The 14,108-nt window shown below is 42.5% G+C and carries 14 protein-coding genes and 1 pseudogene; 5 read left to right on the top strand and 10 right to left on the bottom strand.

Annotated elements, in window-relative coordinates; genetic code table 11:
• Positions 1 to 4 precede the first annotated feature (4 nt).
• From ACJMKR_RS11175 to ACJMKR_RS11150, 6 genes are all read right to left on the bottom strand, one after another.
• Entirely contained in the window at positions 5 to 1,144 is a 1,140-nt protein-coding gene (locus tag ACJMKR_RS11175; RefSeq protein WP_423063118.1) for an ABC transporter permease, read from the bottom strand.
• A complete protein-coding gene (locus ACJMKR_RS11170) occupies positions 1,134 to 2,066 on the bottom strand; it encodes an ABC transporter ATP-binding protein (RefSeq protein ID WP_423063117.1) in 933 nt (310 codons plus the stop codon). Before ACJMKR_RS11170 ends, ACJMKR_RS11175 begins: the two co-directional genes overlap by 11 nt.
• 4 nt (positions 2,067 to 2,070) lie before the next feature.
• On the bottom strand, positions 2,071 to 3,027 hold the full coding sequence (locus ACJMKR_RS11165; protein WP_423063116.1) for an HlyD family secretion protein: 957 nt from the start codon (positions 3,025 to 3,027) through the stop codon (positions 2,071 to 2,073).
• Between the two features lie 96 nt (positions 3,028 to 3,123).
• Positions 3,124 to 4,077, bottom strand: a complete 954-nt coding sequence (locus ACJMKR_RS11160) for an SPOR domain-containing protein (protein WP_423063115.1) — start codon at positions 4,075 to 4,077, stop codon at positions 3,124 to 3,126.
• A 1-nt stretch (position 4,078) separates the two neighbouring features.
• Positions 4,079 to 5,284: a hypothetical protein gene (locus ACJMKR_RS11155; RefSeq protein ID WP_423063114.1), complete on the bottom strand. Its 1,206-nt coding sequence runs from the start codon at positions 5,282 to 5,284 to the stop codon at positions 4,079 to 4,081.
• 11 nt (positions 5,285 to 5,295) lie between these two features.
• Positions 5,296 to 5,802: a hypothetical protein gene (locus ACJMKR_RS11150; RefSeq protein ID WP_423063113.1), complete on the bottom strand. Its 507-nt coding sequence runs from the start codon at positions 5,800 to 5,802 to the stop codon at positions 5,296 to 5,298.
• A gap of 110 nt (positions 5,803 to 5,912) precedes the next feature.
• Here ACJMKR_RS11150 and ACJMKR_RS11145 point away from each other — a divergent pair, with 110 nt between their 5' ends.
• Positions 5,913 to 6,047 carry a hypothetical protein gene (locus ACJMKR_RS11145; RefSeq protein WP_423063112.1) on the top strand — a complete coding sequence of 45 codons (135 nt, stop codon included), beginning with the start codon at positions 5,913 to 5,915 and terminating at the stop codon, positions 6,045 to 6,047.
• 71 nt (positions 6,048 to 6,118) lie between these two features.
• Here the strand turns inward: ACJMKR_RS11145 and ACJMKR_RS11140 are convergent, their stop codons facing one another.
• Positions 6,119 to 6,706, bottom strand: coding sequence for a DUF2390 domain-containing protein (locus ACJMKR_RS11140; protein ID WP_423063111.1), 588 nt, complete (start codon positions 6,704 to 6,706; stop codon positions 6,119 to 6,121).
• 76 nt (positions 6,707 to 6,782) lie between these two features.
• Positions 6,783 to 7,340 carry a hypothetical protein gene (locus tag ACJMKR_RS11135; protein ID WP_423063110.1) on the bottom strand — a complete coding sequence of 186 codons (558 nt, stop codon included), beginning with the start codon at positions 7,338 to 7,340 and terminating at the stop codon, positions 6,783 to 6,785.
• Between the two features lie 423 nt (positions 7,341 to 7,763).
• Between ACJMKR_RS11135 and ACJMKR_RS11130 the strand changes: the two genes are divergently transcribed.
• Entirely contained in the window at positions 7,764 to 8,477 is a 714-nt protein-coding gene (locus ACJMKR_RS11130) for a L,D-transpeptidase (RefSeq protein ID WP_423063109.1), read from the top strand.
• On the opposite strand, the gene ACJMKR_RS11125 is transcribed toward ACJMKR_RS11130, so the two are convergent.
• Positions 8,467 to 8,970: a VUT family protein gene (locus tag ACJMKR_RS11125; RefSeq protein ID WP_423063108.1), complete on the bottom strand. Its 504-nt coding sequence runs from the start codon at positions 8,968 to 8,970 to the stop codon at positions 8,467 to 8,469. The two genes, ACJMKR_RS11130 and ACJMKR_RS11125, sit on opposite strands and share 11 nt — an antisense overlap.
• A 103-nt stretch (positions 8,971 to 9,073) precedes the next feature.
• Between ACJMKR_RS11125 and ACJMKR_RS11120 the strand changes: the two are divergent.
• The 3 genes and pseudogenes from ACJMKR_RS11120 to ACJMKR_RS11110 all read left to right on the top strand — a co-directional run.
• Positions 9,074 to 9,568, top strand: a pseudogene (locus tag ACJMKR_RS11120) (chorismate--pyruvate lyase family protein); the annotation flags it as partial.
• Positions 9,569 to 9,634: 66 nt separating this feature from the next.
• Complete coding sequence (gene ubiA, locus ACJMKR_RS11115) at positions 9,635 to 10,501, top strand: 4-hydroxybenzoate octaprenyltransferase (RefSeq protein ID WP_423064249.1); 867 nt, start codon at positions 9,635 to 9,637, stop codon at positions 10,499 to 10,501.
• 188 nt (positions 10,502 to 10,689) lie between these two features.
• Positions 10,690 to 12,765 (top strand): TolC family outer membrane protein, encoded by a 2,076-nt coding sequence (locus ACJMKR_RS11110; protein ID WP_423063107.1) that lies wholly within the window; start codon positions 10,690 to 10,692, stop codon positions 12,763 to 12,765.
• 25 nt (positions 12,766 to 12,790) lie between these two features.
• Here the strand turns inward: ACJMKR_RS11110 and waaA are convergent, their stop codons facing one another.
• On the bottom strand, positions 12,791 to 14,047 hold the full coding sequence (gene waaA, locus ACJMKR_RS11105; RefSeq protein ID WP_423063106.1) for a lipid IV(A) 3-deoxy-D-manno-octulosonic acid transferase: 1,257 nt from the start codon (positions 14,045 to 14,047) through the stop codon (positions 12,791 to 12,793).
• Positions 14,048 to 14,108 lie beyond the last annotated feature (61 nt).

Here is a 14,108-nt window from a genome sequence, read left to right as displayed (position 1 = left end):
AACTTTAATCCAGTGTTTGTCGATATCGTTTCACCCCAATCAGGAGCGCAAGTACGGCAAATAAAATAATAGGCCACAGATTGGGAGCTATTTCTGCCCAACCGTTTCCCTTTAGCAATATGCCACGTGCAATTCTAAGAAAATGAGTCAATGGTAATAGGGAACCTAACCATTGCGCCCACTGTGGCATGCCGGCAAAGGGAAACATGAATCCCGATAATAAAATAGAGGGTAAAAAGAAAAAGAATGCCATCTGCACGGCCTGTAATTGGTTTTTTGCAATGGATGAGAAGGTTAATCCAATCGATAAATTAGCGGCAATAAAGGGCAATACGCATAGGAGTAATGTAATAATGCTTCCTTCAATGGGGACGTCGAATAAATAGCGAGATGCCAAGACAATTAATAAAACCTGAACATATCCGACGATAATATATGGCGTGATTTTGCCGATCATCACTTCTAAGGGTCTGACGGGAGTCGCCAACAAGCTTTCCATGGTGCCACGCTCACGTTCGCGCGTGATGGCAAGGCTCGTGATTAATATCATTGTCATGGTGAGTACAACGCCCAATAATCCGGGCACAATATTATATTGTGTGATATTTTCTGGGTTATACTTTCGATGGACGACGATATCCACAGCGAGAGGCTTTGCTTTTAAATCTTGTAAATTGGCTTTTAATAACGGATTAAAAATATTTTCGGCCAAGGGTTTGATGGCAGCCATGGCATTAACTGAAGCGACAGGATCTGATGCATCCGCTTCAATGAGAATTTGTGGATGCTGATCGCGCACTAATCGCGTGGTGAAGTCGGGTGGAATGCTTACTACAAATAAAACTTTCCCCAAGGCGAGCATTTCGTTGGCCTTTTTAATAGTTTTGGGCTTTTGAGTAATGCGGAAATAATCCGTGTTTTCCAACCCACGAATAAATGCATAGGTAAATGGACTATGATCACCCATAACAATCGCTGTCGGTAGATGTTTTGGGTTTGTGTTAATTGCGTATCCAAATAATATCAATTGGAGTAGAGGAACTCCGATCATCATGGCAAAGGTGAGGCGATCGCGACGCATTTGTATGAATTCTTTAAACATCACTGCGATGCAGCGAGTCCAAGAAAAGTATTTATGATCCATTAACAGGTTCCTCAGTGCTGCCGACTAGTGAAATAAAAACATCTTCGAGGTTGGGAGAAATTTTTTGCCAGTGATATTCCGATGTTTGAAAAGATGAGATGCTTTGTGTCAGTAGACTTTCATTTGTGCCGCTTACATGCAAGGCAGTGCCGAATGCGGCGACTTGTTCGATGCCAGGTAATTTCTCGAGTTTTTCCGATAAACTCACCAAATGTTCACCCGTTACTTTCCAGGTATTGAGTTTTGATTCTTGAATGATATGTTCTGAAGTGCCTTGAATTAACATATGGCCATAAGCAATGTAGGCTAATCGCGTGCAGCGTTCTGCTTCATCCATATAATGCGTGCTGACTAATGTTGTAATGCCTTGTTTAGCGAGATGATGAATTTGATCCCAAAAATCTCGGCGTGCTTTTGGGTCCACGACCGCAGTGGGTTCGTCTAATAAAAGTAATTGGGGTTTATGAATTAAAGCGGCTGATAGTGCCAAACGTTGTTTCCAACCTCCCGATAAAGTACCGGCTAATTGTGTGCGACGATCGGATAAACCTAAATCTTCGATGCTTTGAAGAACAATTTTTTTGCGGTTTTTCATGCCGTAGAGTTGTGCGATAAAATCAAGGTTTTCATAGACGCTTAAATCTTCATATAAACTAAATCGTTGCGTCATGTATCCGACATGTCTTTTGATATCTAAAGAATCTTTGATGACATCGTAGCCTAAACATTGTCCTGAACCAGCATCGGGTTTTAGTAGCCCACATAACATGCGAATCGTTGTTGTTTTTCGACTGCCATTAGGTCCTAGGAATCCAAAAATTTCGCCTTTTTTTACACGCAGCGATGCATTAACAACAGCGGGTTTCCCTCCAAAATTTTTATTCAGATCTTTGACATCGATGATGTATTCTTCTTGTGTCATATTTTTACTTTTTTAAGTAAACATCCACGGGTTGTCCTGCGTGAAACTGAACGGCAATTTTTGCAGGCATCGAAGCTTCAACGCGATACACTAATTTTGATCGAGATTGGCGGCTGTAAATAACGGGAGGGGTATATTCTGCTTGTGGTGAGACATAATCAATCATTGCCTGCGTTGTTTTGCAGCCGTCACAACTAAATGAAACTTTAGTGCCTAACTTTAATTGACTCAAAAAGGGTTCGGGTACATAAAAAATTAATTTGATGTTATCAGGTGTTAATAGAGCCGCAACCCCTTGGCCTGCAGGTACATATTCGCCTTTTTTATAAAAGGTATCAAATATTTGGCCGGCTTTAGGTGCTTTGACCGTTTTTTGTTGTAATTCCCACGTTAACTTTTCGACGTCTGCTTGTGCGGCATCGACAGTCGCTTGTTGGGCTAAGATGAGATATTTACGCGACCCCAATTTTGCTTCTTCTAAATTAGCCTCGTATTGTTTTACTAATTGTAGTTTCGCGTGATAATCAGAAATGGCTTCATCCAGTTGCTGTTTGCCAATGGCGGCATCATTATAAAGTTGTTGGTAACGGATCAGTGTTTGCTTTGCAAGCCGTAAGTTAGCCTGGGCTTGATTGCGTTGTGCAATGATGCCTTCAAGCACAGTCTTACGCTGTCCTTGAATCAAGTTTTCTAGATTTTGTTTCGCTTCTGCAAGTTTGGCTTTTGTTTGTTGTAGCTCAGCGAGTTGGGGTTGTGGGTCAAGAATAAATAGTGTTTGATTGACGTCTACGTGATTACCGCGATAAATCAAGAGCTCTTCTAAGTTGCCTGATACGCTTGATGAGAGATAGATGAATTGTCCTTCAATGTAACCTTGTACTGTGACGTGTTTTCCTTTTGAACAGGCGCAAAGACAAAGTGCGGTATATAGCGCGAAAATTAATAGCTTCGTAAAGCGCATAAGACAACCTCGTTATAATCACCACACAATCAAATGCTGTGTCATTATAACGCAGGCATTGTGTCGTGTATAATCTAGAGGCGTTATACATAAGCTCTATTGTTTTTGTGCTTTTATCGCTTGTTGGATGTCATCAATACTTTTTACAGTCGGACCGTCTTGTTGTAGCGACTGTGGCAGTTGCTGCAATGCTGAATTTGCTTCTTCCTTCGTGTTGTAATGATCATATAATAAAACAAACCAAAGCTTCCCTCGTCTTTGAACGGAATAGTAAATTGCTTTTGGGCCAAGATTGTTTTCCTTGGCGTACATTTCTAAATCATGTTTGTTAAATGAGCCTTTGAGAGTAATGGTATAGTTATTGGCTGGTAATTCTAATAACTGGATCTCATCCAATGTGTAGGTATCTATTTTTAACATGTCGGTTGATTTTGGTGTAGGGGCGAGCGCTAATATTTCTTTTTTTTGTGCAGAGTTTGTGTTTTTGAGATCCGTAGTCAGAGGGGTTTGAATATTGGCGAAGCTTCGAAAATTATTGAACCTCGATGGAGTGTTATTTTTTTTGTTAGTTGTTTCAGGAGAGTGACGATTTTTGTCATTGAGTTTTTCAGTTTGTGAGTTTAGCATGGCGATGCGATTCTTGGCGGCTGCAATAGCAACTTCTTCGTCAATCAATCGCCGTTGTATTTTTGCGATTTCGACTTTATGGATTAACTCAATATACTCACGTTGACTTTGAACGAGTGCATAACGATTATTTTTTATTTTTGGATTTAAGTGTTGTTCATCCTTTGCATTTGGGATATCAGAACGGGCTTGGTAGTGAAACGATGATGATTGATTTATCATTTGATTTTGTGTAGAGGATGCCGTGGATGCCGTGGATGCCGTGGATGCCGTGGATGCCGTGGATGCCGTGGATGCCGTGGATGCCGTGGATGCCGTGGATGCCGTGTTGCGAAAAATAAGTATGTAAAGCTCTCGTCCTAAAAAAATTAAAGCAGCGACAGCTATAAAAATCGTGATAAATTGGCGTTTTTCCATTTTCATATTATTTTCCCCAAACGGAAATGTTAACGGTTCCATTGATAGAATCCTCCTGTGTAATGAGCGATATTTTATTGATAGTGATTGGTAAGTTTTTTAGTTGCGCTCCGATAATCGATAATAGTAGCGTTGATTTATTTTGTAGATTGATCGACAGTATCGTTTCTTTTATATCTCCTCTTTTGATGGTTCGTTCCAATGTCACATGGTTTCCGAGGAGCAGTTCGTTAAGTTGATCAATTATTAATTCGAGTACTTGTTGATTTGGATAAATTGATGTTGGGGCGAAATGGTTTTTTAACGTTGAGTGTTTGATTAAAACGGCGCCGTGCGCGGTGAGTTGGTAACCAAAGTGATTTCGCTTAGCCCAAGTATTCAGCGCCTCTAAATTTCCACCATTAGATTCAACAGTGATTTTATAATCGTTGTTATAAAATGTAATCGTTGACGCTTTCCAGCCCGGTAGGCCATACAATATTTGAATGGTTTGTACTAGTTCGTCTAATTGCTTTTCAGGTGCAGGATAAGGTAAAACTTGTTCGGCTCGTGTATGTATCACAAGTTTTGTGGGCGATAAAATCCACCAGCAAAGAAAGCCAATCACAACAATAACACCTAACATACTAATGGATGTGAGGTGGCTGGTTAAATGTTCTGATTTCAGTGCTACTGCTAGTGGTAATAATTGGAATGATGCTAATGTTGGTAAGCGTGGAAATAAAGGGTCTTCTAAGGTTTCAAAGGATGCGACCAAATCAGCGGGTAAGCTAAACCCACCCGCGGCTGTCTTTTCTTTAAGTGGGACATTGCCTGATGTGATAATTTGAAAAGGGTGGTGTTCGGCTGTGAATGTTGCTAATTTTTGATGTAGGTTTTCTGTGGCTATCAACGCGTCCAAGCAAATAACTCCTGCACGAATAATTACAACCAATACGTCTGTGCTATTGGGGAGTGCTTCACAAAAGACTAAATTTTGTGCCTGATTAAAATAGTGTTTGACGCTCTCGCCTAATAAGTAACCTGGTTCGTGTGAAAAAACAGCTTCATAATAACCACTGGGTTCTTTTTTAAATAAACGAATGAGCTGCCCTTGTTGTTCTGCAATTTTTCGAACATGCTGGCTAAGTATCGTCTTTTTAGTGTTAGTGAGCAATTTGCGATATGCTTGAACCACAAATTGTGTCCCATCATTTCGTGTTAATGTGGTCATGAGATTTACTGCTATGAAAATGTATATGTAAAATTTGAGCCGCTACAGGTGGCGCCTGCATAGGCATTCGCTAATGCCTGGCAATTTTTAGCATTGGGCAATATCAGCGTAATAGACGCTTTATTGGCAGCAGCCGGTGCAATATTAAAATGATTTCCCCATAAATCATAAACTGAAATATGCGAAGGTGCTGAGTCATCGAGACCTGGAAAATGTTCCAATTGCCCATCGTCATAGAGGGTTTGCATGCTTAGGCCTGCAAATGAGATTTTTATGCCTTTCCAGTTATGTGCTGCCGCGACTAATCCGCCGACTTGGCTAATTGCATTACTTAATTTGGTATTATTGCTTGTAATGAAAAAATAACGACTTGCCATTATTAAAACAATGGTGATAACGGATAATGAGAGTAATACTTCCAGTAAACTAATGCCCAGCTGCTTGAAATATGCAAAGTCCAGTTCTTCCATAATCGTCCTTCCAAGCGTGTCGCGATGCTCGTGATAGATTATTGCCATCCCTGTCAATAATCGACTCGCAATACGCGACAACTTAAATAGCCGCGGACGTCCTCGTCGCCCGCGCTCCGCGACCTCACGGCTCGACTACGCACGGGCTCTCAAATGACTTGACGGCTCGTAAAGATTTTTTGCAGTCGCTTACGCTCGGCAAAAAATCCGAGCCTACCGCGGAATACGCGCCTTCGCTTCGCTCTCCATGGCGCGCATCGTTTGTAAGGGGTTATCCTAATCGAATTAATTAGGTAATGCCACACCATGCATTATTTAATTTTTTCTTAAGGAAAATTCCCCTGGGTTGCGTATTCGTGGAGGATTATAGATCACCTAATGGTAATTGCGAATAATGTCCGCTGGGTTGCGAGGCTGCTGGGCCTAATGAAGATTCACACGCATCGGTAATTTCTGCGGCAATTAAATTAGGGAAGGCAGCTTGTAATAAATCAATGATGGCCTGTTGATCTTGTGGGTCAACATGTGTGTTCATAATTTTGTGGTAATTTGCGACATTATGACAGGCGTCACTAAGCTGTTGCGCTGGGTTTCTTTTTTGAAAATTAAGTTTAAATAAGGTATCTGCGATAAGTTGTCGCTCGATGTTTTCAGCGGTTTGTATTTCAGTGTGAATTAATTCATGGAGTGCAGGTAGGCGATCGCCGAGACGTTTTAATGCAAGCAATACGCGTTCGTGCCATGGATGGATTGATTGTAATAAAGCCTTAATATCTTGTTTTAATAACCGTCCGCGTTGGTTTAGCCCGTACCATAGCCCGTATAAAATCAAATTGATATTTAACGCGTGCTGACGTTGTAGTCGCATGAGTGCTTCTTTGACGAGCAAATTTTTGGTAACGTCTTGCGCGAAATGGACGAAGGGGTGATCAAATTGTAATGGATGTTTCATGGGCTCCTCGAACCACATCATGAAAACATATCAGCCTCAACTGTTTCAAGTAAATTTTTTTAGTAATGTATTACTTTTAGGCGCTTTCTTTGTGCACTTTCTCTTGAAAGTTGCTCAATATCGTTCGATAAAAAGAGATGTTATTTTCTTGTTGTTTACGAATCGCATTTTGCAGCGTGGACTCATGAAGCTCCCGCTGCTCTTCAGAGCCGTACTTCGCGATAATTTCGTTGCACCTCGAAAGGCGTTTTGCCACTTCAGGCGTTAACTGGTCTTTCGGTAGGGTGAGCAGTTGAATCGCCTGAATCAGCGCGCGAGAGGCTTTTTGAGAGCGATGGATCACCGTATTCCCATCGATTTCGTAGTTTTTAAGAAAGTTTTTGAGATAATCCCCAAAACTGCCTACGCCAGAATACGAATAGTAGCCGGTGGCTGATGGGTCGAGGTTTTTGTTGATATCGGAGATGATCGCGTGTCCGGTATGGTAGAGTGCAATTTCATTTTCATACAATTGCGGGTTTTTTAGGTTGAGCTCGTGTAGCTTGCTGACTCTCTCGGCTTGCGGTAAATACTTGCGCAACATGCTGCGGTAGATATTGATTGCTTTTGTCATCGTTTCTGAAAATATTGACATAATGTTCCATCCTCACTTGGGCTCGGTTCCCTGATGTTAGCTATCTGATTATACGTAAGATATAAAAAATGCCAGTTTAAACATACTGAGTAGTATACTTTGCGTACCTTAACGAAATATTAAACACTGCTTACTTAAGTGTTGTTTGCTAGGGAAATATGCCTGATCTGGCTCATGTTGTTCAAGTTTAAATTAATGCTGTTGAGTGAAAACTATATAAAAAACTGCTTATCTAGTTGTTTAGTCAGGGAATTCTCATAGGCTGTTGTGGGTCAAATAATGATCTGCTCACAGACCCATCTTTATCCCTCAGAGTATAGAATTTAAAAAAAGGAGTGTAGACATACTATACTGACAGTGAGGGGTTTCGCTCAGCATGAATTGATGAGTCGGATCATAAACAAGTTCAGGATGGATGTTAGCATGAACAAAATCATTGTCTTCTTAATCGCTGCTAGTGCCATCATCTTTGGCGGCAGTGTCTTTACTCAAGAAGAGTCCGATAAGCCAGAGGGCGAGTATCGCTATTACGGGCAACAGCTCTGTGCTTATCCTGAATTTAAATGTATCAGGGTTAATCGGGGCGATACCTGGGCAAAATTATTTCCAAATGAGCGCGAACGTGAAATGGTAAAGCGTCTGAATCGTACCAATCTTCCACTATCTTATCGGCGTTGGATTGTTGTACCGACGAACTTGTCGAAGGTTACCTATCTCGAGCTGTCACCGTTTCCTGCCGACATTAAAGCGACCGGTAAGAAGCTTGTGGTAGTTAATTTGGGCCTACACGCGTTTGCTGCCTATGATGCAAAAGGTCATCTAGTCCATTGGGGACCGGTTTCCGGTGGTAAGGGATGGTGTCCCGATGTGCACCGCGTTTGTAACACCGCAGTCGGTGTATTCCGCATTGTAGGTAAAGAAGGCCCTAAATGCGTTTCCGATAAATTCCCCGTCGAAACTGCTGGGGGTGCTCGGATGCCATGGTGTATGTACTACTATCGTGGTTTTGCTTTGCACGGCTCAACGTTGCCAGGCTTTCATGCGAGTCATGGTTGTATCCGTCTTTTCACAGAAGATGCGAAATGGTTGAATCAGCACTTTGTGGAAATAGGTACGCAGGTGATTGTTACTCACTAACAGCGAGCGCTCGCTGCTGACTTTTGCGATAGGCGATTATTTTCCAGATAGCCCAAAGTGCAAAGATGCCAACAATTTTCCCGAGTGTCATTACGGTAAACTCCATCCAGTGCAATCGACTCGCAACTGCCAGGAATACGAGGCTGTCCACAGGTGAGCTGGAAATGGAAGACAGGATTAACCGTTGTGAGAGCGGCTTTTTAGTGAATGTATAAATCACCCAATCCAACACTTCTCCGACGATAAATGCTGAAACGCTAGCAATAGCAATTTGGCTGTCGGCCAAGATATAGCTGAGACCCGTGCCAATTAGCATGGCGATAAAGATGTAGTGTTTGATTTCACGTTGAGCAAAATCGCGGACGATATAGATGCTGCCGACCAGCATGTCAGCCGAAGAAAAGCTTTGACCGTAGGCTGAAACTCCAGGCAAGTAGACGAACAGGGAGTTCAGAGTGACGATCATTACGATGTAACTGATTGTGGCTATCATGCGGCGCATAGTTCGGTATTTTAGCGCTTTATCTGGAATTTAGAAACGAAATAAAATATCGCCAACCCCTGGTTTGAACTGACGCCTCTTGAAATTGAAAGATATGTACAAGAGACGGAGCTTGACCCGGCTAGCTACTTACTATAGCTTCTTTCCCATGACTGTAGCCAATCACGATCTTGAATTTACCTGGCGTGAAGCCACGGATATTTTACCCACAGCTTGGTCCGAGCATGAGAAAAATTGGTTGACCTATTCGGGTTCGCTAACGACCCAGTTGCGTCACGTGACAGATGGTGAGCTTGAGCATCGGGTGCGTTCTGAGCGAGATGGTTTTGCAACATCGGATGAATCAGATGCCTTAGGCGTCAAGCCGGATGAAGCCGTGTGGATTCGTGAAATCGAATGGTGGTGTCGCGGTGAGTTAGCCGTCACTGCGCGCGTTGTTATTCCCAAGAAATCATTCGTAGGCAAAGGGCGTCGATTGAGAGAGATCGGCAATCGTTCGTTAGGTGATGTATTGTTTTCAGACCCTAATCTTAAGCGTAGTCCTTTTGAAATATCAAAATCCACAAGCGAATGGTCGCGTCGCTCTGTGTTTAATTGTTATGAACAACTCGTATTAATTCAGGAAAATTTTTTGTCGCCCATTTTTAATTACACGATGAAGCCTGAGCGTAAGAATTGGCGAATGCAAGTGGCAGCTTATTGGCGATTAATGCGTTTCGATCGACCGATTGGTATTTTATTATTGTTGTGGCCTACGTTATGGGCGTTATGGATTGCAGCAAAGGGAGTGCCGAATGCAGTAATTTTAACGGTTTTTGTGTTAGGCGTTATTTTAATGCGAGCGACAGGGTGTATTATTAATGATTTTGCCGATCGTAAAATTGATACCTATGTGAAGCGAACTCAAAAGCGGCCATTGGCTACAGGCCAAGTCAGTGAAAAAGAGGCCATCTTTTTATTCACAATTTTATGTTTAATTGCATTTGCTTTGGTGCTTCTATTAAATAAATTAACGATTTTACTAGCGAGCATCGGTGTTGTGCTCGCGATTATTTACCCCTTTATGAAGCGCTATACGCACTTCCCACAATTTGTGTTGGGTGTGGCATTTTCTTGGGGAGTTCCCATGGCATTTGCTGCGCAAACCGGTCATGTGCCGTTAATTGCTTGGTTATTATTTCTTGCGGCTGCATTGTGGACTGTCGCCTATGACACGCAATATGCCATGGTTGATCGAGATGATGATCTGAAAATTGGTGTGAAATCAACGGCGATTTTATTTGGCCGCTTTGATCGGTTGATTGTCGGTGCATTGCAAACAACGGTGCTTGTGTTTTTAGTGGGCCTTGGCATCGGACTGAAATTGACTATGTGGTATTACCTCGCTCTAATAGGAGTGACTTGTTTAATACTTTACCAGCAATATTTAACCCGTAGTCGAGAGCCTGCGTCCTGTTTTCGTGCGTTTTTGAACAACAATTGGGTGGGGCTCCTCGTTTTTATTGGGATTTTGTTGGGTTAAAAGATGAGCTAGATATTCTCGTACGGCTAGAATATACAAAGGCTTACAAAATATTTTTTAAGCCTTGGTCTAAGGGCTCATATTCGTTTATACTAGCTCACTTCTTAGACAATTATACTTGGACGTTTGCTAAGGAGCTTAAATTTATAGGATAATTAGTTCGACGTTAGAGTCATCAAGGGCTTGCTATGAATAAAAAAATCCTCGCTTGCTTAAGTGCACTTGCGTCCACTGTTATTGCAATGCCAACTTATGCGGCTGATTTAATGCAGGTGTATAAACAAGCCTTCTTCAGTGATCCAAGTTTTAAGAAAGCACAAGCCGATTGGTTGTCTGCCAAACAAAATTTACCTATTGCCATGTCAGGTAATGGTTCGGCTGGTAGCGGTCTTTTCCCATACCTTGATGTCAGTGGTGGTATTAATCGAACGTATCAAAAACAAACTGTCGGGGCTTCTATTAATTCCGATGGATATGTTAACGGTAACAACTACCTATTAACGTTGACTCAACCTATTTTTAATTATCAAACCTGGAAGTCTATAAGTAGTGCACGTTATTCTGTGAAAGCAGCAACTGCCACATATTTAGCTGCCGCACAAGATTTAATGTATCGAGTTGCACAGGCTTATTTTAATGTGTTAAGTGCAAACGATCAGTTGCGATTTACCATTGCACAAAAGAAAGCATTTCTGCGACAACTCATCACGGCTGAACAAAAATTTAAAGTCGGATTAATTGCTGTAACCGGTGTTTATGATGCACAAGCCAGTTATGATAATGCTGTTGCCACTGAAATTAAAGATCGCAATAATCTTGCGAATATGCTTGAGAATTTACGTGCTATCACCGGTGTCCAATATCGGTCGTTAAAAGGGTTGCGCACAAACATCCCGCTAGTGATTCCTAAGCCCGGCAGTATTGAGCAGTGGGTTCGTGTTGCCGATCAACAAAATTACATGATCAAATCGGATTTATATTCAATGTTAGCGGCACATGAGACTATCAAAGTCAATGAAGCCGCGCGTTACCCCACGATCACTGGCCAAGCATCCTACGGTGCAATAACACAAGGTACGATTTCAGGGTTGAATATTGCCGCACCCGGAGCGGGTGGTGGCGTATCAAACACAGTTACAACTACCGGTATTTTGGGTGTAAACGTTAACTTTCCCGTCTTTCAAGGGGGATACGTATCTGAAACCACTAAACAAGCTGAATATAATTATTTATCCGCGAGTGATCAGCTTGAATTCCAACATCGCAACGTCATTAACCAAACTCGCCAAGCTTTTTTGGGTGTGCAATCGGGCATTAGTCAAATTCAAGCAGATGTGCAAGCAATTAAATCTGCGCGTAATAAATTGGAAGCAACGCAAGCAGGTTATGTGGTCGGTACACGAACCATGGTGGATGTGTTAAATGCAGTAACTTCGTTAACGCAAGCGCAGCAAACATGGGCGAATGATCGTTATAATTACGTGATTAGTATCATTACTCTCGAGCAACAAGCAGGAACGTTATCTCCGGATGATTTAGCACGAATTAATGCGTGGCTTTCAAGTACGGAAATCTTCCACCCCGAGGAAAAAGTTCATGTGAGTCGTTATTCAAAATCACCGTTACCGAGTCCATCGGCGTTTGCTAACCCTCCGACTGGTGGGCAGCCCACGCGAATTTTTCATCAACCGTTAACGTCGCGTAAAACAACGACGGGAATACCGTCGGTACCCAAGGCACCAAAGACACCGACTACATCGATGAAACCGAAAATACCATCGGGACAACAAAGAACAGCGAAAACATCGACGCTATCGAAAAAAGCCCAAGCACAAACGTATTATTATGCAATTCAAATTTATGCCGATCACCATTTGACGAAGGCGCGTGAATTTGTGGCGCGTCAACGGTTAAAGGCGCATATGCAAATTATTTTTACGCGTTACCATAATACCGAGTGGTATAAAGTCATTTATGGCCATTATGTAACGAAAGCTGAAGCCGAAAAGGCATTGAAACAAATGCCATTAGAATTAAAAAAATATAAGCCATGGATAATTAGAGTTCCTAAGGTGACCAGAAATTTAAAGGAACGCACTGAGCAACCTGCAAAACCTACTGAGCCTATGACGCTGCCAAAACCTAGTAGTGACAAACAGTCGATCCTATTGAAACAAGCATTGGATCAACATTCCGATCGCGTTACGAGTTTCCGGCTAGATCAGCAGGCAAATAATGTTGTGTTGCCAAAGTCAGATAAGTGAAATGTTCGGGATGACATTTTCAGCGTTAATTAAAATGGCTTTCAATCCATTGCAAGTGACGTTCTAACGCGCCGGTATTGGCAGCACAGACATCATAGGCACGTTGTCCCATTGCTGCGCTGAAAGACTTATCGTTTAGCAATTTAATTATTGCATCGGTAATCATATTTTCATTCTCGACGATGATGACCGCGTTAGCATCTTTAAGCAATTGGCTAATTGCAATGAAATTATGTAGGTGATGTCCCGTTAAAATAGGTAAGCCGATAATGGCGGGTTCAATTAAATTGTGGCCGCCGACCGGCACTATGCTGCCGCCCACAAAAGCGATGTCGCTTGCGGCATAAAGCAAGCGCAATTCACCCATGGTGTCGCCTAATAATATATCGGTGTGTGTATCGGGCAATTGTTTTAAGCTATGCTGAGCAATGGTGAATTGTTCGGCTTGGCAAAGTTTTGCGACTCTCTTAAAGCGATCGGGGTGGCGGGGCACTAAAATTAATAATGCATCTGCATATTGTTCGCGGATTTTTTTAAAAGCATTTAAAACTATTGTCTCTTCACCTTCGTGTGTGCTTGCGGCGATGAGGGTGGGGCGATTTCCCCAGTGTGAGCGCAATTGTTTTCCTTCGGCCAACAACGACTGAGGCAGTTGTAAATCGAACTTAATGTTGCCAGTCACTAATAGTTTTTGTCGGTCGAGCCCTAAGGCTGCAAAACGCTCGCCATCCAATGTGCTTTGTGCGGCGACAAGGCTAATGTGACTAAGCATTTCGCGGGTGATTGCGGCAATGCGTTGGTAACCACGACAGGATCGCTCTGACAGGCGTGCATTGGCTAGTAATAATGGGATATTGCGTGCATGGATGCAGTGCAATAAATTCGGCCACAACTCGGTTTCCATAATGATGCATAAATCAGGATGGCAGCGGTCGAGAAATCGGTTAATGACGGTCGGTAGATCCATGGGCGAATAAACATGATGAACCTGATCTTTGAAATTTTTCAGTACTTGCTCGGAACCGGTTGGAGTAGTGGTCGTCACGATGACTGTATAATCAGGGTGGCGAGTGAGTAAGGTCTTGATTAAAGGGATGGCAGCAAGAGTTTCGCCTACGGACACGGCATGAATCCAGATACTCTTGCCCTTCACCGCAGGAATATAGCCAAATCGTTCGGGCCAGCGCTTGCGATAGCCTGTGACTTTGCGAGATCGCCACAAGAGCCGTAACATCACGAACGGCATGGCGAGGTAGAGCAATAAAGTATATAAATAGCGCATTAACTTTTGTATCATCATTAGGGTGAGAACGATACCGCGGATGGGTAGAATATGCAACTGA

Origin of the sequence: Candidiatus Paracoxiella cheracis (assembly GCF_049348705.1) — a bacterium.
Taxonomy (GTDB): Bacteria; Pseudomonadota; Gammaproteobacteria; order Coxiellales; family Coxiellaceae; genus Paracoxiella; species Paracoxiella cheracis.
Note: the sequence above shows the minus strand (reverse complement) of the source record. Positions and strands in the feature narration are given on the sequence as shown.

Excerpts from the sequence above, each read along its gene's own strand:
- ACJMKR_RS11175 (WP_423063118.1), bottom strand. The coding sequence starts at position 1,144 with ATGGATCATAAATACTTTTCTTGGACTCGCTGCATCGCAGTGATGTTT.
- ACJMKR_RS11170 (WP_423063117.1), bottom strand. The coding sequence starts at position 2,066 with ATGACACAAGAAGAATACATCATCGATGTCAAAGATCTGAATAAAAAT.
- ACJMKR_RS11165 (WP_423063116.1), bottom strand. The coding sequence starts at position 3,027 with ATGCGCTTTACGAAGCTATTAATTTTCGCGCTATATACCGCACTTTGT.
- ACJMKR_RS11160 (WP_423063115.1), bottom strand. The coding sequence starts at position 4,077 with ATGAAAATGGAAAAACGCCAATTTATCACGATTTTTATAGCTGTCGCT.
- ACJMKR_RS11155 (WP_423063114.1), bottom strand. The coding sequence starts at position 5,284 with ATGACCACATTAACACGAAATGATGGGACACAATTTGTGGTTCAAGCA.
- ACJMKR_RS11150 (WP_423063113.1), bottom strand. The coding sequence starts at position 5,802 with ATGGCAATAATCTATCACGAGCATCGCGACACGCTTGGAAGGACGATT.
- ACJMKR_RS11140 (WP_423063111.1), bottom strand. The coding sequence starts at position 6,706 with ATGAAACATCCATTACAATTTGATCACCCCTTCGTCCATTTCGCGCAA.
- ACJMKR_RS11135 (WP_423063110.1), bottom strand. The coding sequence starts at position 7,340 with ATGTCAATATTTTCAGAAACGATGACAAAAGCAATCAATATCTACCGC.
- ACJMKR_RS11130 (WP_423063109.1), top strand. The coding sequence starts at position 7,764 with ATGAACAAAATCATTGTCTTCTTAATCGCTGCTAGTGCCATCATCTTT.
- ACJMKR_RS11125 (WP_423063108.1), bottom strand. The coding sequence starts at position 8,970 with ATGATAGCCACAATCAGTTACATCGTAATGATCGTCACTCTGAACTCC.
- ubiA (WP_423064249.1), top strand. The coding sequence starts at position 9,635 with ATGAAGCCTGAGCGTAAGAATTGGCGAATGCAAGTGGCAGCTTATTGG.
- ACJMKR_RS11110 (WP_423063107.1), top strand. The coding sequence starts at position 10,690 with ATGAATAAAAAAATCCTCGCTTGCTTAAGTGCACTTGCGTCCACTGTT.
- waaA (WP_423063106.1), bottom strand. The coding sequence starts at position 14,047 with ATGCGCTATTTATATACTTTATTGCTCTACCTCGCCATGCCGTTCGTG.